Annotated in this window: 19 protein-coding genes, 1 tRNA gene and 2 pseudogenes (1 of these 22 only partly in view); 14 read left to right on the top strand and 8 right to left on the bottom strand. The window is 65.2% G+C overall.

Going from position 1 to position 17656, the window contains the following annotated elements; genetic code table 11:
• A pseudogene (locus tag EOB49_RS12460) lies at positions 1-227 on the bottom strand (cobalt-precorrin-6A reductase) (it extends 554 nt beyond the left edge of the window).
• Between the two features lies 1 nt (position 228).
• On the opposite strand from EOB49_RS12460, the gene cbiE reads away from it, so the two are divergent.
• From cbiE to EOB49_RS12420, 8 genes and pseudogenes are all read left to right on the top strand, one after another.
• Positions 229-1470 carry a precorrin-6y C5,15-methyltransferase (decarboxylating) subunit CbiE gene (gene cbiE, locus EOB49_RS12455; protein WP_127381163.1) on the top strand — a complete coding sequence of 414 codons (1242 nt, stop codon included), beginning with the start codon at positions 229-231 and terminating at the stop codon, positions 1468-1470.
• Positions 1467-1853, top strand: a complete 387-nt coding sequence (locus EOB49_RS12450) for a cobalamin biosynthesis protein (RefSeq protein WP_127381162.1) — start codon at positions 1467-1469, stop codon at positions 1851-1853. Before cbiE ends, EOB49_RS12450 begins: the two co-directional genes overlap by 4 nt.
• The gene (gene cobM, locus EOB49_RS12445) at positions 1850-2614 is read left to right on the top strand and encodes a precorrin-4 C(11)-methyltransferase (RefSeq protein ID WP_127381161.1); all 765 of its coding nucleotides are present in this window, start codon (positions 1850-1852) and stop codon (positions 2612-2614) included. The genes EOB49_RS12450 and cobM overlap by 4 nt, the downstream gene beginning before the upstream one ends.
• On the top strand, positions 2611-3417 hold the full coding sequence (gene cobA, locus EOB49_RS12440) for a uroporphyrinogen-III C-methyltransferase (protein WP_127381160.1): 807 nt from the start codon (positions 2611-2613) through the stop codon (positions 3415-3417). Before cobM ends, cobA begins: the two co-directional genes overlap by 4 nt.
• Entirely contained in the window at positions 3414-4727 is a 1314-nt protein-coding gene (locus EOB49_RS12435; RefSeq protein WP_127381159.1) for a cobyrinate a,c-diamide synthase, read from the top strand. The genes cobA and EOB49_RS12435 overlap by 4 nt, the downstream gene beginning before the upstream one ends.
• A 3-nt stretch (positions 4728-4730) precedes the next feature.
• Positions 4731-5507 (top strand): adenosylcobinamide-GDP ribazoletransferase, encoded by a 777-nt coding sequence (gene cobS, locus EOB49_RS12430; RefSeq protein ID WP_127381158.1) that lies wholly within the window; start codon positions 4731-4733, stop codon positions 5505-5507.
• Positions 5508-5558: 51 nt separating this feature from the next.
• Positions 5559-6571, top strand: a pseudogene (gene cobT / locus EOB49_RS12425) (nicotinate-nucleotide--dimethylbenzimidazole phosphoribosyltransferase).
• A gap of 150 nt (positions 6572-6721) precedes the next feature.
• Positions 6722-6922, top strand: a complete 201-nt coding sequence (locus EOB49_RS12420) for a hypothetical protein (RefSeq protein WP_127381157.1) — start codon at positions 6722-6724, stop codon at positions 6920-6922.
• Positions 6923-7034: 112 nt separating this feature from the next.
• Here the strand turns inward: EOB49_RS12420 and EOB49_RS12415 are convergent.
• Positions 7035-7110 (bottom strand) — tRNA-Lys (locus EOB49_RS12415).
• Positions 7111-7216: 106 nt separating this feature from the next.
• Positions 7217-8125, bottom strand: coding sequence for a PhzF family phenazine biosynthesis protein (locus EOB49_RS12410; protein ID WP_127381156.1), 909 nt, complete (start codon positions 8123-8125; stop codon positions 7217-7219).
• Positions 8126-8226: 101 nt separating this feature from the next.
• Here EOB49_RS12410 and EOB49_RS12405 point away from each other — a divergent pair, with 101 nt between their 5' ends.
• The 4 genes from EOB49_RS12405 to EOB49_RS12390 all read left to right on the top strand — a co-directional run bounded on the left by EOB49_RS12405 (position 8227) and on the right by EOB49_RS12390 (position 11825).
• Positions 8227-9519 (top strand): efflux RND transporter periplasmic adaptor subunit, encoded by a 1293-nt coding sequence (locus tag EOB49_RS12405; protein ID WP_127381155.1) that lies wholly within the window; start codon positions 8227-8229, stop codon positions 9517-9519.
• A gap of 4 nt (positions 9520-9523) precedes the next feature.
• A complete protein-coding gene (locus EOB49_RS12400; protein WP_127381154.1) occupies positions 9524-10237 on the top strand; it encodes an ABC transporter ATP-binding protein in 714 nt (237 codons plus the stop codon).
• Positions 10234-11451 (top strand): ABC transporter permease, encoded by a 1218-nt coding sequence (locus tag EOB49_RS12395; protein WP_127322724.1) that lies wholly within the window; start codon positions 10234-10236, stop codon positions 11449-11451. The genes EOB49_RS12400 and EOB49_RS12395 overlap by 4 nt, the downstream gene beginning before the upstream one ends.
• Before the next feature lie 131 nt (positions 11452-11582).
• Positions 11583-11825, top strand: a complete 243-nt coding sequence (locus tag EOB49_RS12390) for a hypothetical protein (RefSeq protein WP_127381153.1) — start codon at positions 11583-11585, stop codon at positions 11823-11825.
• On the opposite strand, the gene EOB49_RS12385 is transcribed toward EOB49_RS12390, so the two are convergent.
• Together EOB49_RS12385 and EOB49_RS12380 are read right to left on the bottom strand one after the other, a co-directional pair.
• Positions 11822-12538, bottom strand: coding sequence for a hypothetical protein (locus EOB49_RS12385; RefSeq protein WP_127381152.1), 717 nt, complete (start codon positions 12536-12538; stop codon positions 11822-11824). The genes EOB49_RS12390 and EOB49_RS12385 overlap by 4 nt on opposite strands.
• Positions 12539-12541: 3 nt before the next feature.
• Positions 12542-13654, bottom strand: a complete 1113-nt coding sequence (locus tag EOB49_RS12380) for an endonuclease/exonuclease/phosphatase family protein (protein WP_127381151.1) — start codon at positions 13652-13654, stop codon at positions 12542-12544.
• A 189-nt stretch (positions 13655-13843) separates the two neighbouring features.
• On the opposite strand from EOB49_RS12380, the gene EOB49_RS12375 reads away from it, so the two are divergent.
• Positions 13844-14407: a BA14K family protein gene (locus EOB49_RS12375; protein WP_127381150.1), complete on the top strand. Its 564-nt coding sequence runs from the start codon at positions 13844-13846 to the stop codon at positions 14405-14407.
• A 101-nt stretch (positions 14408-14508) separates the two neighbouring features.
• Here EOB49_RS12375 and ilvC read toward each other — a convergent pair whose 3' ends face one another.
• The 3 genes from ilvC to EOB49_RS12360 all read right to left on the bottom strand — a co-directional run bounded on the left by ilvC (position 14509) and on the right by EOB49_RS12360 (position 16812).
• On the bottom strand, positions 14509-15528 hold the full coding sequence (gene ilvC, locus EOB49_RS12370) for a ketol-acid reductoisomerase (protein ID WP_127322642.1): 1020 nt from the start codon (positions 15526-15528) through the stop codon (positions 14509-14511).
• Positions 15529-15546: 18 nt separating this feature from the next.
• A complete protein-coding gene (locus tag EOB49_RS12365) occupies positions 15547-16203 on the bottom strand; it encodes a TetR/AcrR family transcriptional regulator (protein ID WP_127322641.1) in 657 nt (218 codons plus the stop codon).
• 150 nt (positions 16204-16353) lie between these two features.
• Positions 16354-16812 carry a MarR family transcriptional regulator gene (locus EOB49_RS12360; RefSeq protein ID WP_127381149.1) on the bottom strand — a complete coding sequence of 153 codons (459 nt, stop codon included), beginning with the start codon at positions 16810-16812 and terminating at the stop codon, positions 16354-16356.
• A gap of 96 nt (positions 16813-16908) precedes the next feature.
• Here EOB49_RS12360 and EOB49_RS12355 point away from each other — a divergent pair, with 96 nt between their 5' ends.
• Positions 16909-17634: a glutathione S-transferase family protein gene (locus EOB49_RS12355; protein WP_127381148.1), complete on the top strand. Its 726-nt coding sequence runs from the start codon at positions 16909-16911 to the stop codon at positions 17632-17634.
• Positions 17635-17656: the final 22 nt, after the last annotated feature.

The following is a 17656-nucleotide window of genomic DNA, read 5'->3' as shown; positions in this document are numbered from 1 at the left end:
GCATAGGGGTGCGTCGCGTCGATCAGCAGGTCGATAGGCTCTTTCCGCAAATAATCGGCCAGCCCATCGGCACCGCCAAAGCCCCCCGTTCGCACCGGCACGCCTTGCGCGACCGGGCTTTCAGTGCGGCCAGCCAGCGACAGCGTGACCGAGGCGCGCGCCGCCAGTTTTCCGGCCAGTTGCCGGGCTTCGGTGGTGCCGCCGAGGATCAGAATACGGTGGGTCATCATGCCTGCTGAAGGTCCGCGCGGTGCCAAGCTCACCCCAAAATGGCTCACCATCGTCGGCATCGGCGAGGACGGTTTAGCGGGTCTCGGCGACGAGGCCAAGCAGCGGATTGCCGAGGCGGAGATCATCTTCGGCGGCAAGCGGCACCTGGCGCTGGTCGCTTCCTTCGCCAAGGGCGAGGCGCGCGCCTGGCCGGTTCCTTTCGATGCCGAGATGGCTGACGTGCTGGCGCTTGCCGACAGGCGCGTCTGCGTGCTCGCTTCAGGCGATCCGTTCTTCCACGGCGTCGGCGCCACCCTCGCGCGCAAGGTCAAGCAACAGGAGATGCATGTCATCCCCGCACCGTCGGCCGTTTCGCTGGCGGCCGCGCGCCTTGGCTGGGCGCTGCAGGACATCGAGACCGTCTCGCTGCACGGCCGGCCGCTCGACCTGATCCGGCCGCTGCTGCAGCCACGCGCGCGCATTTTGGCACTGACCTCGGATGCCGAAGCCCCCGCTGCAATAGCGCGCCTGCTCACCGAACTCGACTTCGGCGCATCGCGGCTGACGATCCTGGAGGCGTTGGGTGGGCCAAGCGAGGACCACCGCACGATCCGCGCCGATGCCTTCGATCTCGAAAACATCAATCCACTCAACGTTCTGGCGATCGAAATTGAATCCGGTCCGGACGCGCGCGTCCTGCCGCTCACATCAGGCCTTGCCGATCATCTGTTCGACCATGACGGCCAGATCACCAAGCGCGAAGTCCGCGCCATCACACTGTCGGCGCTGGCGCCGCGGCGCGGCGAATTGCTGTGGGACATCGGCGCCGGTTCCGGTTCCATCGGCATCGAATGGATGCTGGCCCACCCTTCCATGCGCACCATTGCCATCGAGGCCGATCCGATCCGCGCCGCCCGCATTGGCCGCAACGCGGCCGTCTGCGGCGTTCCCGGCCTTGTCGTGGTGGAAGGCAGCGCCCCCAAGGCACTTGCCAGGCTGGACACGCCGGACGCGATCTTCATCGGCGGCGGCGGCAGCGATGCCGGCGTCTTGAACGCCGCCATCAAGTCCCTGCGCCCCGGTGGCCGCCTCGTCGCCAATGCGGTGACGCTGGAGATGGAAACCTTGCTTCTCGCCCGCCATGTCTCGCTTGGCGGCGATCTCACCCGCATCGCCATCTCTCGCGCATCGCCGGTCGGCGCGATGCAGGCCTGGCGGCCGGCCATGCCAGTGACCCAATGGAGCTGGGTGAAGCCATGACGGTCGCGGGCATCGGCAGCCGAAAAGGCGTGAGCGTCGAAGACGTGCTTGCCGCGATCGAAACCGCGCTGGAGACTCATGGCCTGACGATGACGGCGCTTTCGGCACTGGCGACTGCCGAGTTCAAGAAGGATGAAGAAGCGATCGCCGCCGCTGGCCGCGTGCTGAGTCTTCCGGTGATCGTCGTCGATGACGCCACGCTTCAGGCCGCCTCGTCGGACACGCTCAGCCATTCCGACCTCTCGCAGGATGTTGCCGGAACCCCATCGGTTTCCGAGGCATCCGCCCTTGCCGTCGTCGGCAAAGGCGCCAGACTGCTTGGCCCGCGCACGGTGCTCGGCCCGGTCACCTGCGCCATCGCCATCAGTGGAGATGCGCCATGACCGTCCATTTCATCGGCGCCGGTCCTGGTGCCGCCGACCTCATCACGCTGCGCGGCGCGAGGCTGCTGGCAAGCTGCCCGGTCTGCCTGCATGCCGGCTCGATCGTCGCGCCCGAATTGCTGCAGCACTGCGCGCCGGGGACAAAGCTGATCGACACCGCGCCGATGTCGCTCGACGAGATCGAGGCCGAGTATGTCGCGGCCCACAAATCGGGCCATGATGTCGCCCGCCTGCATTCCGGCGACCTGTCGGTGTGGAGCGCCGTCGCCGAGCAGATCCGCCGGCTGGAAAAGCATGGCATTCCCTACACGCTGACGCCGGGCGTCCCCTCCTTCGCCGCTGCCGCCGCAGCATTGCGCCGCGAGCTGACCATTCCTGAAGTCGCGCAAAGCCTGGTGCTGACCCGCATCTCAGGGCGCGCGTCAAAAATGCCGCCCGGCGAAACGCTGGCCGGCTTCGGCCGCACCGGCGCCACGCTGGCCATTCATCTGGCCATCCACGCCATCGACCGCGTCGTTGCCGAGCTGACGCCGCACTATGGCGGCGATTGCCCGGTGGCGGTCGTCTTCCGCGCCTCCTGGCCGGACGAGCGTGTGCTGACCGGTACACTGGCGACCATCGAGGCGCTGCTCGCCGCCGATCCGATGGAGCGCACGGCGATCATCTTCGTCGGCCGCTCGCTGGCAGCCGAAGGTTTTGGCGAGAGTTCATTGTACGACGCCCACTACCAGCGGCGTTTTCGCGGACGGGACGGATTGTGAGCGGCAGCACCAAAAACACTACGCTCGAAAAGGCGTTGTCCCAGCTGAATTTCAAGCCGCGCCGGCTTGAGCCGGGTCATGTCTGGCTGGCCGGCGCCGGCCCCAGCGACCCCGGTTGCCTGACCCTCGAAGTGCTGGCGGCTTTGGCCGAGGCGGATGCGCTGGTCTACGACGCGCTGGTCTCATCGGATGTCGTCGCCGTTGCCGAAAATGCCGAGCTTTTCTTTGCCGGCAAGCGCGGCGGCAAACCGTCGATGAAACAGGATGACATCACCGCCCTTTTGGTGCGGCTGGCGCGCGACGGCCGCCGCGTCGTCAGGCTGAAGGGCGGCGATCCCTATATTTTCGGCCGCGGCGGCGAAGAAGCCCTGGCGCTGTCGCATGAAAACATCCCGTTCCGCGTGCTGCCAGGCCTGACCTCGGGCCTCAGCGCTCTGGCCGCGACCGGCATCCCGGCCACCATGCGCGGCATCAACAAGGCGGTGATCCTGGCCACCGGCCACGCCGCCGGCACAGATGACGATCTCGATTGGGCGGCAATCGCCCGCACCGGCCAGCCTGTCGTCGTCTATATGGGCATGGCCAACCTGCCTTTGATCGCGGCGGCACTGCTCGACGGCGGGCTGGCGCCGTCGACACCGGCGGCAGTGATCGTCGCGGCGACCACGCCGCAGGAACGAACCGTCGTCGCCACGCTCGCCACCATTGCCGAGGAAGCCGCGGCCGCCGGTCTTGCCTCGCCGGCGCTGATCGTCGTTGGCGGCATCGTTGCCATGCGCGCGGCACTGGCGGGACAAGCATGACGGCCCGCGCCATCATCGTCGGCGCGCCGCGCTCCGGCTCCGGCAAGACCAGCGTCACCATCGGCATTTTACGCGCGCTCACCCGGCGTGGGCTGAAGGTGCGCGGCGCCAAATCCGGCCCCGACTATATCGACCCCGGCTTCCACACCGCCGCCACGGGACTGTCCGGCGTCAATCTGGACAGCTGGGCGATGCCGCCATCGCTGCTCAACGCACTCGCCGCGCAAGCCGCCGACGACACCGATTTCGTCATCCTCGAAAGCGCCATGGGCCTGTTCGACGGCATTCCGGCCTCGCCGGGGCGCACCGGGTCAGCCGCAGACTTGGCTCGGCTCTACGGCCTGCCGGTATTGCTGGTGCTCGACGTCTCCGGCCAGTCGACCACCGCGGCCGCCGTCGCCAAGGGCTTTGCCACCTACGATCCGGATGTGCGCATGGCCGGTGTAGTGCTCAACCGGTTGGGCAGCGAGCGGCACCGCCGGCTGTCGGGCGACGCCATCGAGGCGATCGGCCTGCCGGTCGTCGGCGCCATCCTGCGCGATCCCACTCTGAACCTGCCCGAACGCCATCTCGGCCTCGTCCAGGCCGGCGAATATGACGACCTGATGGCGCATCTCGACCGGCTGGCCGACATGGCGGAGAAATCGCTCGACCTCGATGCGATCATGGCCCTGGCGACACCCTTCACCCCGGCGTCTGGCGGCTTCACCGACGCACTGGCGCCGCCCGGCCAGCGGATCGCGTTGGCCGAGGATGCCGCCTTCACCTTCCTCTATCCGCATGTCGCCGCCTACTGGCGCAAGGCGGGTGCCGAAATCGTCCCGTTCTCGCCGCTCGCCGATGAAGCGCCCGACGAGGCTTGCGATGTCTGCTGGCTGCCCGGCGGCTATCCCGAGCTACACGCCGGCAAGCTCGCCGCCGCCGCGAATTTCCGCGCCGGGATGGCGCGTTTTGCCACGACAAAGCCCATCCATGGCGAGTGCGGTGGCTTCATGGTGCTGGGCGAAGCGCTGGAGGACGCATCGGGCGACACGCATGCGATGCTCGGCCTGCTCGGCCATTCCACCAGCTTCGCCAAACGCAAGATGAATCTCGGCTACCGCGAGGCGCGGTTGCGCGCCGACTGCCCGCTGGGCTCACAAGGTGCGCTGATCCGAGGCCACGAATTCCACTATGCGCAGATGACGGCCACCGGCAATGACGAGCCGCTCGCCGACCTTGCCGATGGCCAGGGCAATCCGATAGGCGCCTCGGGCTACCGGCGCGGCCATGTCAGCGGCACCTTCTTCCATGCGATTGCGAGGGGCTAGAGCATGAAGTTCAGGAATCTGGCCCTTTCCCCGCGGCAGGTCGTCGACGACATCGCGCTATGCCTGGTCTTCTTCACCCGTCTGCCGCTGCCCGTCTTCGATTTTCGCGGCCGCAGCCTTGCCGCCGCAATCTGGGCAGCCCCCATCGCCGGACTTGTCGTCGGCCTGATCGGCGCTATCGTCTTTGCCACGGCCGAACGGTTTGGCCTGGCCATGGGGCCAGCGGCGGCCCTTGCGCTCGTGGCAACCGTGCTCACCACCGGCTGCCTGCATGAGGACGGGCTATCCGACGTCGCCGACGGCTTTGGCGGCGGCAAATCGCGCGGCCGCAAACTCGAGATCATGCGCGACAGCCGCATCGGCGCCTATGGTGCCATGGCGCTGGGCCTGTCGCTGCTGATCCGCTGGAGCGCGCTGTCGGAGTTCGTCGATCCCACACAGGCCCTGTTTGCCCTCCTGGCTGCACACGCGGCCTCGCGCGGCCTGCTTGGCGCCTTCATGCATCTCTTGCCTCCAGCGCGCGTCGATGGCCTCTCGGCCGATGCCGGCACCGTCTCGCAGGAAACCGCCATGGCCGGAGCCGTGCTCGGCGCGATCCCGCTGCTCCTGCTCGGGCTCGGCGGCGCCGTCTTCGCGCTGATCCTGCTCGGCCTGCTGTTTGCCGCGTTCCGCGCCCTTTGCCTCAACCAGATCGATGGCCAGACCGGCGACACGATCGGAGCCTTGCAGCAGGCAAGCGAGATCGCGGTGCTGCTCGTCGCGTCCGTAGCGCTTTCCTGATCCCTTGGCCTGATTCTCTTGGCCTGATTCCTTTTCGGAGACTTTGCCCCCATGCCCTTCAAATCCCTCAGTGAATTGCGCGCCGCCTGCCTCGACCTGCCGGCCGGCAGCGATGCCGCGGCCAATGCGGTCGCCCGCCGCCAGGACACGCTGACCAAGCCGCAAGGCAGCCTTGGCCGGCTGGAGACGATCGCCGCCTGGCTGGCGCGCTGGCAGGGCCGCGACATGCCAAAACTCGACCGCGTCAAGGTTTTCGTCTTCGCCGGCAACCATGGCGTCACCGCGCAAGGCGTGTCGGCCTATCCTTCCGAGGTCACCGTGCAGATGGTGGCGAATTTCGCCGGCGGCGGTGCCGCCATCAACCAGCTTGCCCGCATGGCCGGCGCCGAACTCGACGTCATCCCGCTCGATCTCGACCATCCGACCGGCGACTTCACACAAGGGCCGGCAATGGACGAAGCGGCCTTTCTGGCGGCGGTCTCGGCCGGCTATGATGCGGTGACGAAGGATCTCGACCTGATCTGCTTCGGCGAAATGGGCATCGGCAACACGACGCCGGCGGCTGCCATCTCAGCAGCCCTGTTCGGCGGTGGTGCGGAAAAATGGACCGGGCGCGGCACCGGCGTCGACGATGCCGGCCTCAAGCGCAAGGTGGTCGCCATCGAAGCCGGCCTGAACAGCGCCATGCCGCCGCCCTTGCCGATCCGCTTGCTATCGCTGCCGCACTCGGCGGCCGCGAACTCGCCGCCATCTTCGGGGCGACGCTGGCCGCCCGGCATCTCGGCATACCCGTACTGCTCGACGGCTTCGTCTGCACCGCCGCCGCGGCCCCGCTGGCAAAGCTGCACCCAACCGGCCTCGCGCACACCATAGCAGCCCATGTCTCGGCGGAATCGGGCCACCGTGGCCTGCTCGAAGCCCTCGGCCTGCCGCCGCTGCTCGATCTCGGCATGCGGCTCGGCGAAGGCTCCGGCGCCTGCCTGGCCGTCAACATCGTCCGCTCGGCGCTGGAGTGCCATGCAAGGATGGCGAGCTTTGCAGAGGCTGGCGTTTCGGAGAAGTAGTTATTCATTCCCCGTATCGGGCCGACAAAGATGCCGTTGTCACGACAAAGGACGCATCTTCCCGTAACGGCGATTCTCAAATAGATTTTTGCAGATGAAGAAATTTCATCCTGCCGCGGCTGCGGTGTTATCGCCGGGGCGGTCGCTGTTGTGTTCCGTCACAGCAGCTATTCAAGTCATGGCCCGATCGACACCGGCATTTTCGTTGTCTTCCTGGTCTTCTTCTGGTGGCTCATCAGCGATTTCTCCGGGGGAAAAGACGGAATTGGCGCCAGCGATGCTGCAGCCGGGGAAAAGAGCCATGCTTTTCGATTCGGCCGGTTTCTGAGCCGCATTTTCCAACGCGGCTGAATCGCCACGGGATCCGGATAGCGCGGTTAAAGAATCACAGTCAGACAGCCTGCCCGAGACGCGCCAAACGCGTCTCGCTTTCAGGGTCTTTCCACCAACTCTTCTAGGAATTTGGTGGGTGCGCACAGGATTGAACTGTGGACCCGCTGATTAAGAGTCAGCTGCTCTACCAACTGAGCTACGCACCCACTCGGCCGGCAAAAACCGGCGTTGGCGGGCATATAGCCGCCACCACCGGTCCTGTCCAGCCCTGCCGGAATCATTTCCCGACAAATCGACCGAGCATGCGTTCGATCAGATGAACAGCTTGCCCTCCGCCACCTTGATCGCGTTGCCGCCAATGCGCGCCGAGGCCAGTTTTCCGCCTTGCACGGTCAGTTCGAGGCGGATGCGCGATGGCCGGCCCATCTCCAGCCCCTGCTCGATCCACAGCTGCGAAATGCCGTCGGTCGGCGCGTCGAAATGCATGATGGCGCCGGCAAAGGCCGCAGCCGCCGAGCCGGTCGCCGGATCCTCATAGGAAGGCGTGCCGGGCACGATCATGCGCACATGGAAGGCGCTTTCGTGGTTCACCGTCTCGCGGCAGTAGACATAGGGGCTGGCGAAGGCCCACTCGCTCTTGCGCGGCGCCAGTTCCGACCAGGCCTGGTTGTCCAGCCTGATCCGGCCCGCCGCTTCGAGATTGGCAACCGGAATGGTGACGTAGGGCACGCCCGCCGACCAGAACGCGACGCGGTGATTCTCGAAGCCGATCTCATGCGGCGTCAGCCCAAGCGCGGCACCGATCGCCTCCGGATGGGCCTCGAGCTTCAGCGGCTCCGGCAGCTTGGCCAGGTCGAACGCGGCAAAAGTGTTGCCGTCATGCTTGCTGACGGCGCACCGCACCGGGCCGATGTTTTCCTCCAGCACGAAGATGCCGGCGCCGCCCTCCTCAGCGAGTTCGGCCAGCGCGATCGCGGCGCCAACGGTCGGATGGCCGGCGAACGGCATTTCATAGTCGGGGGTGAAGATGCGGATGCGGTTTTTGTGCTTGGGATTGTCCGGCGGCAGCACGAACACCGATTCCGACAGGTTGAACTCACGCGCGATGGCCTGCATCGCGGCCGTGTCCAGTCCCTTGCTGTCCAGCACGACGGCCAAAGGATTGCCGGCCAATCGCTCGGTCGTAAACACATCGTAGAGCAAGTAATTCCGGGTTTTCATTCCTGCCTCAATCCCAACATGGGCGAAATTTAATTTGATATTTGAACCAGTAAGCCTGATCTGTGCACAGATAGGGACATTGCGCATTATAGGGGTCCAGCGTGGACCAGATTGTCAATCTGCCAAAGACGGAATCGGATTCCGCCATCGAGACGGCGCTCGGGCTCGACAGAACGGGTCGGCGCAATTCGCGCCGGCGCGGCTGGCTCTATGCGCTGCTGGCGTTGATCGTGCTCGCTGCCGCGCTCGGCGTCTATCAGTGGTATGCAGGCTCGCCGGCCAGGATCGATTACACCACCGTGCCTGCCGCCAAGGCCGACCTCACCGTCGCGGTATCCGCAACCGGCACGCTGCAGCCCCTCACCCAGGTCGACATTTCAAGCGAACTGTCCGGCATCATCCGCTCGGTCTCGGCCGAGGAGAATCAGCAGGTCAAGAAGGGTGACGTGCTGGCGACACTCGACACGGTGAAACTCGAAGTCCAGATCGAGCGCGCCGAAGCTTCGGCCAAGGCCGCTGCCGCCAATGTCGAGGACGCCACGGTTACGCTGGCCGAAAACGAGAAGGCGCTTGTGCGCGGCGCCGAACTGACCAGGCGCGGCATGGCGACCGACCAGTCGCTCGAAGCGGCAACCGCCACGCGCGACCGTTCCAAGGCAGCGCTCGACAGCGCGCAGGCCAACCTCGCCATCGCCCAGGCCGACCTCAAGGCGCAGCAGACCGACCTTGCCAAGAGCACCATCTATGCGCCGATCGACGGCATCGTGCTGACGCGATCGGTCGATCCCGGCCAGACGGTCGCCTCCTCCCTGCAGGCGCCGGTGCTGTTCATCATCGCTGCCGATCTCAGGAACATGGAACTGGTGGCGGCTGTCGACGAGGCCGATATCGGCACCGTCAAGTCAGGCCAGCATGCCCGCTTCACCGTGGATGCCTTCCCCGAGCGGCCGTTCGATGCCGAGATCCGCGACATCTCCTATGCCTCGGTCACCACCGACGGCGTCGTCACCTACAATGCGCGGCTCGAGGTCGACAACAACGAGCTGTTGCTGCGGCCCGGCATGACCGCCACCGTTTCGGTCGTCACAAAACAGGCCAAGGGCGTGCTCACCGTACCCGCCACCGCCTTCCGCTATCGCCCGGCGCAGCAGGCCGCCCGCGGCTGGAGCCTGAGCGACCTGTTCACCGGCCGCATGGGGCGCCCCGGCGGCAATCGCCAGCGCCAGGCCGCCACAGTCCCCACCGACGGCTCGCGCACGCTCTACGTGCTGGAGAACGGGCGTCCGCACCCGGTCAATGTCAAGATCGGCTCCACCGACGGCGAACTGACCGAGATCATCTCTGGCCTGGACGAAGGCGCTCAAATCATCACCGCGTCGCAGCAGCGGAGCTGATGCCGTGGCTGCGGGCGCGACCCTCATTACCTTCGACAAGGTCTGGAAGAGCTATGGCCAGGGCGAGGCCAAGGTGCATGCGCTGGCCGGCGTCGATCTTGCCATCCGGCGTGGCGAATTCGTCGCCATCATGGGTCCGTCCGGCTCCGGCAAGTCGACGGCGATGAACATCATCGGCTGCCTCGACACGCCGACGGCCGGAACCTATTCCTTCATGGGCCTCGACGCCGGCCGGCTCGACCGCAACCGCCGCGCCATGCTGCGCAACCTTTATGTCGGCTTCGTCTTCCAGGGCTACAATCTGCTGGCCCGCACCACGGCAGCCGAAAATGTCGAACTGCCGCTGATCTATCGAGGTGTTGCCGCGCGAGAGCGCCGAGACCTTGCCATGCAGGCGCTGGCGGAGGTCGGCCTTGTCGGCCGCGAGCACCACACGCCGGCCGAGCTGTCCGGCGGCCAGCAGCAGCGCGTGGCGATCGCGCGCGCCATCGTCACGCGTCCGACACTCCTCGTCGCCGACGAGCCGACCGGCAATCTCGACACCGCCCGCACGCACGAGATCATGGAGTTGCTCACCCGGCTCAACACCGAGCTTGACCTGACCATCGCCATGGTCACGCATGAGGCCGACGTCGCCGACTATGCCGAACGCACCATCCGCTTCCTCGACGGCCATGTCGCTTCGGATTCCAGGAAGCTGGGGATCGCACAGCCATGATCTGGGAAACCGTCCGCCTCTCGCTGCGCTCGATCCGCCGCAACGTGCTGCGCTCGTTCCTGACCTTGCTCGGCATCGTCATCGGCGTTGCCGCCGTCATTGCCATGCTCACCATCGGCTCGGGCACCACAGCAAAGGTCAAGGCCGACATCTCCAAGCTCGGCAGCAATCTGCTGGTCGTCCGCTCCGGCCGCCCGGCCGGCCCCGGCGGACCGGGCGGGCTCGACCAGGTGGTGCGTCCGCTGGCGGAAAAGGAACTAGCCGCACTTGTGGCGCATCTCAGCGGTGCCCGCGCGATTTCGCCGGCCTCGCAAAAACAGGTCCGTGTCATCTTCGGCACCGAGAGCCTGACCTCGGGCGTCACCGGCACCGACAGCGCCTATCTCGATGCGCGCGACTGGAAGCTGGTGTCGGGCCGCCCGTTCAGCGATTCCGAAACTCGCTCGGGCACAGGCGTGTGCCTGATCGGCGAGACCGTGCGCCAGCAGTTCTTCGGCGCCGGCGATCCCGAGGGCGAGATCATCCGCGTCAACCGCACCTCCTGCAAGATCATCGGCCTGCTCGAGCCCAAGGGATATACCGGCTTCGGCCAGGACCAGGACAATGTCGTGCTGATGCCGCTGCATGCCTACCAGCGCCGCATCGCCGGCAACCGCGACATCGACAACATCTACATCGCCGCCGACGACCGCACGCCGACCAGCGAACTGCAGCCGCGCGTCGAGGACATCTTGCGCGACGCGCGCCGCATCACGCCCGACCGGGAGAGCGATTTCGCCATCCGCGACATGACCCAGATCGCCGACGCCATGGCCAGCGCCACAACCACCATGACCGGCATGCTGGGCGCCGTCGCTGGCGTCAGCCTGCTGGTCGGCGGCATCGGCATCATGAACATCATGCTGGTGTCGGTCACCGAACGCACCCGCGAGATCGGCATAAGGCTCGCCATCGGCGCGCATGAAAAGCACATCCTCATCCAGTTCCTGGTCGAGGCGACGGTGCTGTCGCTGCTCGGCGGCATTATCGGCATCCTGATCGGGCTGGCGCTGGCCGGCCTCGCCGCGGTGACGCTGACCATCCCGTTCGCGCCGAGCCCGGCGGTGATCCTGCTCGCCGTCGGCTTTTCGGCGCTGATCGGCATGGTGTTCGGCTTCTTCCCGGCGCTGCGCGGCGCCAGGCTCGATCCGATCGACGCGCTAAGGCACGAATAGGGCAACCCGGTCGGAAATGCGGCCAGCGCTCCAACCGGTTTTGCACAGTCTTCGGTGTTTCCACCCTGCCCGCCACTGTCGCCGCGCCGTTCGCGATGCTAGGGCAATTCACCTGGGTGGAGGAATGCGGGATGAGCAAGAAGGCGCGACTGGTCCTGGCGATGGTGGTCATCGAGGCAGGTCTTGCAGGCATCTGGTGGTATCTCGCCCGCTTCGGCATGGCCAATCCCGATCGCGTCACCGCTGACTTCCAGGCAGTCCTCGGCCAGACCATGGGTATGGCGATGGGCGGCTTGCTCGGCATCGGCTTCATCCTGTTCCTCGTCGCCGCCCGCAACGATCGCAACGCGGCGCAGAACAAGACGCGCCCTTAATTCCCGTTTGCGAAATGCCACTCGATCAGCGGCTTCATGTGCGGTGACAGCCCATCCGGCAGGTCGGCGGCATGGCGGATGATCACCGGTCCCTCGATCTCCGGCTCGGTCTCGGTGGCGACGAAGGCTGAGATGCGCCTGGCGATCTCGTCGGCAGGCGCCGCCGCGTGGTAGCGGCGAAAGATCACCGTGCCGCTGCTGGTCGACATGGCATGGTAACGCTTGCCGCGTTCCGCACCTGACAGGTCGAGCCCGGTTTCTTCGCGCACCTCACGGATCATGTTGAAATCGACGTCGACCAGCCCATCGCGAAAATCGATCGGCTCGAACGAGCCGGCGGCGAAATAGACGCGGCCGGCGTTGACTGTGTGAGGACCCATGCGGATCGCCACCAGCGCATTGTCGCCGGCCACCAGCATGGCATGGGCATAGGCATGCTCGGCGCCCGAATTCTCGCGCCGCTTCCGCCACAGCATGAACGTCGAGTAATTGACCGCGTGGCAGCGGCCGACGAGACGGCTGTCGCGGTAGGCAAGTTGCGACAGCAGCACCACCATGCCGTCGAACAGCGCCGGATTGGCGGCGATTTCGTGCTGCCAGTTCTCGGCGATCGCCTCTGCATTGTCCCTTGCGAAAGGGTGCGGACCGGGATCGAGCCGGACGTCGATGTCGTCGACCGGCAGGATGACGTTGCGCGGAAGGTCGAAACTCATGCGTCAGGTCATGTCCAGCGTGATCGCCACTGGGCAATGGTCCGATGCCTTCGGCCGGTCCCAGCCGGCGCGCGGAAACCGGTCGACCTCCTGCCCCGGCGGAAAGATGGTGCGCCAGGGCTGGCCGTTGCGGATGATGTCGGGAACGGCCGTTGCGTTGCTGGCGGCGAGCCCCTTCGACAACAGGATGTAGTCGAGCTGGCACAGATGCCGCTCTTCGGGTCCTCGCGTATGGTAGAAACTCCAGCGGTTCATCTCCGGCCGCCTCTCGACGACATTTTCGCAAAAGCCGCCTGCCGTCAGCACGTTGATGCAGGACAGGGCTTCGTCGACCACCTCGAAGCGGTAGCCGTCGATCGCATCGCCGGCCACCTTCACGCGCTGGCGATAATCATTCATGTCGCCGCATATCGCCCAGCTCTTGTCGGCGGCATAGTCCTTGCCGAAGCGCTCCTCGATGATCCGCCGCACGGCCTGCGCCTCCGCGATGCGCACCGGCATCGTCGCCTCGCGCCCGTCGAGCCCGTTGCGCGGCGAGCCCATCGACTTGAAATGCACGAGATAGAGCGTCAGCGGCACGCCGCCCACGGTGATGTCGATCTCCAGGCAGTCGCGCCGGAAAATGCGCTCATTGGCCTGATTGCCTAGTGCCTCGAGTTCCGGCGTGTGCAGCCCGAACTGCTCGTAGGTGACATAGGCGTGGCTGGTCATGCGCACGAATTCGATCGGCTGGCCCTGCGCGGTTTCGTTGCGCATCATTACGGCCACGTCGATGCCGCGCGAATCATTGCCCGATGTGGTGTATTTCTGCCGGTAGCCCTGCCCCACCATTTTGAACAAATAGCCGTATTCGAACGCCTTTAACGCCTCGATATTGTCGACTTCCTGCATGCAGATGATGTCGGCGCGGGTGGCAGCGATCGCCAGCGCCGTCAGTTGGCGCGTGTCGTCGGACTGGGCGATGGCGCGGGCCTGCTCCAGGATCCTGTATTCCGCCTCGCTCTGGATATCGAACAGCGCCAGTGTTCGATCCTCGTTGAGCTGGTTGCGATAGCCGGAAAAATCGAACCTGTTCATCAGGTTCTCGACATTGAAGGTGGCAAGGCGCAGCGACATGCCATGACCTTTGCCCGCAAGTGCTTCGGAAAACAAGCGCGCAGGACCACCATCTGAGATCGATTGGTCCTGGGTGCGCTCGCGTCATGGTTGACGGAACCTTTCCGTTCATCCGCCGTTCAGATGCAAACATCCATTGTTGCCCCATTCCTCGGGTGGGCGTGGGGCCTGTAACTCTTGGAGAGTGCAATGAGTTCGCTCTTTTCTTCCACGGTCAAATCGGGGCTGATAGCCCTCGGTATCCTTTCCGGCGTCACGGCACCGTCCGCCGCCGGACCGATCATGCAGCCGGATCTGTCGATACCCACCAGCACGGCGGCGCCGAATGTCACGCCTGTCCGCGACAGCTGGGCGGGCGGCAACAACCGTCAGTTCAACAACGACGATTGGAGATGGCGCCGGTCGGGCAACTGGAACGGCGGCCGTCGACACTGGCAGGGCGGCGGCGGTCACTGGAATGGCGGAGACAACTGGCGTTGGCGCCATGGTCGCCATCACTATCGCGGCGGCCGTTATTACGATGATGGCGCGAGTGCCGCGATCCTGGGCCTTGGCCTGGGGCTCGGCCTCGGCAGCATGTACAACAATTACGACTACTACGATCGGCCGGCGCCGCGCCGCTACTACCGCGCGGGACGGCTTTCGAGCGCCCATGTCCAATGGTGCTACAACCGCTACCGGTCGTACCGGGCCTACGACAACACCTTCCAGCCCTACAACGGCCCGCGCCAGCAGTGCTACTCACCCTATTGAGCTGACCTGTAGCTGAGCTGACCGACAGAATGAAAAACGGCGCCACTTGGCGCCGTTTTTGTTCATGGAAGCCGCTGTTTTCGAGCGCTTGTGGATTTCGCTCAGTTCTTGGCCTTGTCGACCAGCTTGTTCTTGGAAATCCAGGGCATCATCGCGCGCAGCTTGGCGCCGACTTCCTCGATCTGGTGGCTGTCATTGTTGCGGCGGATGCCTTTGAAGCGGGACATGCCGGCGCGGTATTCCTGCATCCATTCCGAGGTGAATTTTCCCGTCTGGATGTCCTTCAGCACGCGCTTCATCTCGGCCTTGGTCTCGGCGGTGATGATGCGCGGACCCGAGACATATTCGCCCCATTCGGCGGTGTTCGAGATCGAGTAGTTCATGTTGGCGATGCCGCCTTCATAGATCAGGTCGACGATCAGCTTGACCTCGTGCAGGCACTCGAAATAGGCCATCTCAGGCGCGTAGCCGGCTTCCACCAGCGTCTCGAAACCGGCCCGGATCAGCTCGACCAGGCCGCCGCACAGCACGACCTGCTCGCCGAACAGGTCGGTCTCGCATTCCTCGCGGAAATTGGTCTCGATGATGCCCGAACGGCCGCCGCCGACGCCGCAGGCGTAGGACAGGGCCAGGTCGAGCGCATTGCCCGAGGCGTCCTGGTTGACGGCGACCAGGCACGGCACGCCGCCGCCCTTCTGGTATTCGCCGCGCACCGTGTGGCCGGGACCCTTCGGCGCGATCATGACGACGTCGACCGTCGACTTCGGCTCGATCAGGCCGAAATGCACGTTGAGGCCGTGCGCGAAGGCGATAGCGGCACCATCTCGGATGTTCGGCGCGATCTCGTTCTTGTAGATGTCGGCCTGCAGCTCGTCCGGCGTTGCCATCATCATCAGGTCGGCCCATTTGGCGGCGTCGGCCACGCTCATCACCTTGAGCCCGTCGGCCTCGACCTTGTTGGCGGTCGCCGAGCCGGCCTTGAGACCGATGGCGATTTCCTTGGCGCCGGAATCCTTGAGGTTGAGCGCGTGCGCCCTGCCTTGGCTGCCATAGCCGATGATGGCGACCTTCTTGCCCTTGATCAGATTGAGATCGGCATCACGATCGTAATAGACGCGCATTTTGTCTTCCTTCCCGTTTTATGAATCAGCCTTGCGGCCGGTTGTTGCTCCATGTAGAGCGAGAAACTGCTGCGTCGCGCGCGCGGCATCGCCGCCGATCGCCGCCTCAGTCAATTCCAGCCGGTCGCCAAGCAGCAGACGGATCTGCACGTCGCGGGCGACCAGCCCGAAAAAGGTGCGGAACGCCGTCTCGGCATCCGCGAAATCCAAAAGCCCGGTCCGTCGGCCGGCCTCAAGCACCGGCTTCAACCGTTTGGCCAATGCGAAGCGGCCGTTCTCCAGCACCACGGCGCCGAGATTGTCCTTACCCGAACCGGCATGGCTGACCGCAACCCGGTTGAGCGCGATCGAGGTGTCGCTGGAGATCACCTTAAGCCAGTCCGAGGCAAAGCGTTCGAGGCTTGCGGTCAGCGAGGCAAGATCGAGCCCCTTGCCGTCAACCGGCGCCACCCGCACTTTGGAGGCCTGCCACTGCACCGTCGCCGTCAGCAGCCCGTCACGGTCGCCGAACCATTTGTAGAGCGTTTCCTTGGAGCAGCTGGCGCGGCGCGCCACGGCGGTCATGGTCAGTTGATCGCCCTCTTCGACCAGCAGCCGCAACGCTGCGTCGAGCACGGCCTTCTGTCGCTCTGTCAGCGCTTCGCTGGTGTCGATCTCGGGCACGCTGTGCAACACGCTCTTCTCTCGAAAGGTCGGGCCACCGGTCATTCCGATATGCCGTACCGTACGTTACGGTTCGGCATATTGCGCAATCCGAGGCTGCGCGCAAGAGGGCGGGCGCAAAATATCTGCAAAGCTAATGGGCGTTGGCGCGACAGGCCTTGCTTAGTCGCCGGCTGGCGGATGGCGCAGCCGACCAAGCAGTGTCGAGACCATGGTCAGCTCATCCGCCGACAATTTGGCGCCAACCAGTTCGGCGATCGAGCGTCCGTAGACAGCCCACATCTGGCGGCGTGTCTCTCGCCCCTTGGCCGCGATGCGGATGGTCTGGCCACGGCCGTCATCGGCCACCGGCAGTTTCTCGACGAGCCCATCGGCCTCGAGCCGGACCAGCAGGCGCGAAATGTTGTATTGCGCAAACAGCGTGCGCTCGATGAGCTGGAACGGCCGCAGCCCGCCCTCGCCCGCCTCGGCGAGCTCATGCAGCACGTCGTACCAGGCAAGCGGCGGCAGGCCGGCGGCCTTCAATGCCTCTTCGGCGCTCTCCATCAGCTGGCGCGATACGCGCATCAGGCGAGCCCAGGCCTTGATGGCTTCGGGCGAAGGCGTGGCTTTCTCGGTCATGGCGCACCCTTAGGCGATAGATGCAATTGCATCAAGCTTGACGATAGATGCGTGCGCATCTACATAGATGCAATTGCATTAACTTTGGAAAACCCCATGAACCACAAGCTCATTCTCGTCAGCCATCACCTCTGCCCCTATGTGCAGCGCGCCGCGATTTCGCTGGCCGAAAAGGGCGTGCCGTTCGAGCGCATCGATATCGACCTGGCCAACAAGCCGGACTGGTTCAAGGCGATCTCGCCGCTCGGCAAGGTGCCGCTGCTGCGCGTGCAGCGAAATGGCGAGGAAACGGTCATCTTCGAATCGGCCGTCATCCTCGAATTCCTCGAAGAGACGCAAGCCAATCCCCTCCACCCTGCCGACCCCTATGCCCGCGCCCGTCATCGCGCCTGGATCGAGTTCGGTTCGGCAACCCTCAACGCCATCGGCCGGTTCTATTCAGCCTCGACCGAAGCTGGCTTCCTGGCCGAATCCAGCGCGCTGTCCGCCATGTTCGATCGCCTCGAAGCCGAGCTGGCGGACGAGCCCGGCGGACCCTGGTTCGCCAGCAAGCACTTTTCGCTGGTCGACGCCGTTTACGGTCCGGTCTTCCGCTACCTCGATGTCTTCGACCGCATCGGTGATTTCGGCATTCTGGACGGCAAACCGCTCGTCCGAGCCTGGCGCAAAACGTTGAGTGAGCGCCCGTCGATCAGGCAAGCCGTGGCGCCGGACTATCCGCAGCGCCTGCATGCTTTCCTGCAAGCGAAGGGATCGCACCTTTCAGGGCTCATCCGGCAAAACAATCCGGCCACCGCGCTTCGGCCAGCCCGATCCGCTTGAACGGATCGATCGCGGGCAAGCG

Origin of the sequence: Mesorhizobium sp. M7A.F.Ca.MR.148.00.0.0 (assembly GCF_003997735.1) — a bacterium.
GTDB lineage: Bacteria > Pseudomonadota > Alphaproteobacteria > Rhizobiales > Rhizobiaceae > Mesorhizobium.
The sequence above is the reverse complement of the archived record's forward strand: the minus strand, read 5'-3'. Positions and strand labels throughout refer to the sequence as shown.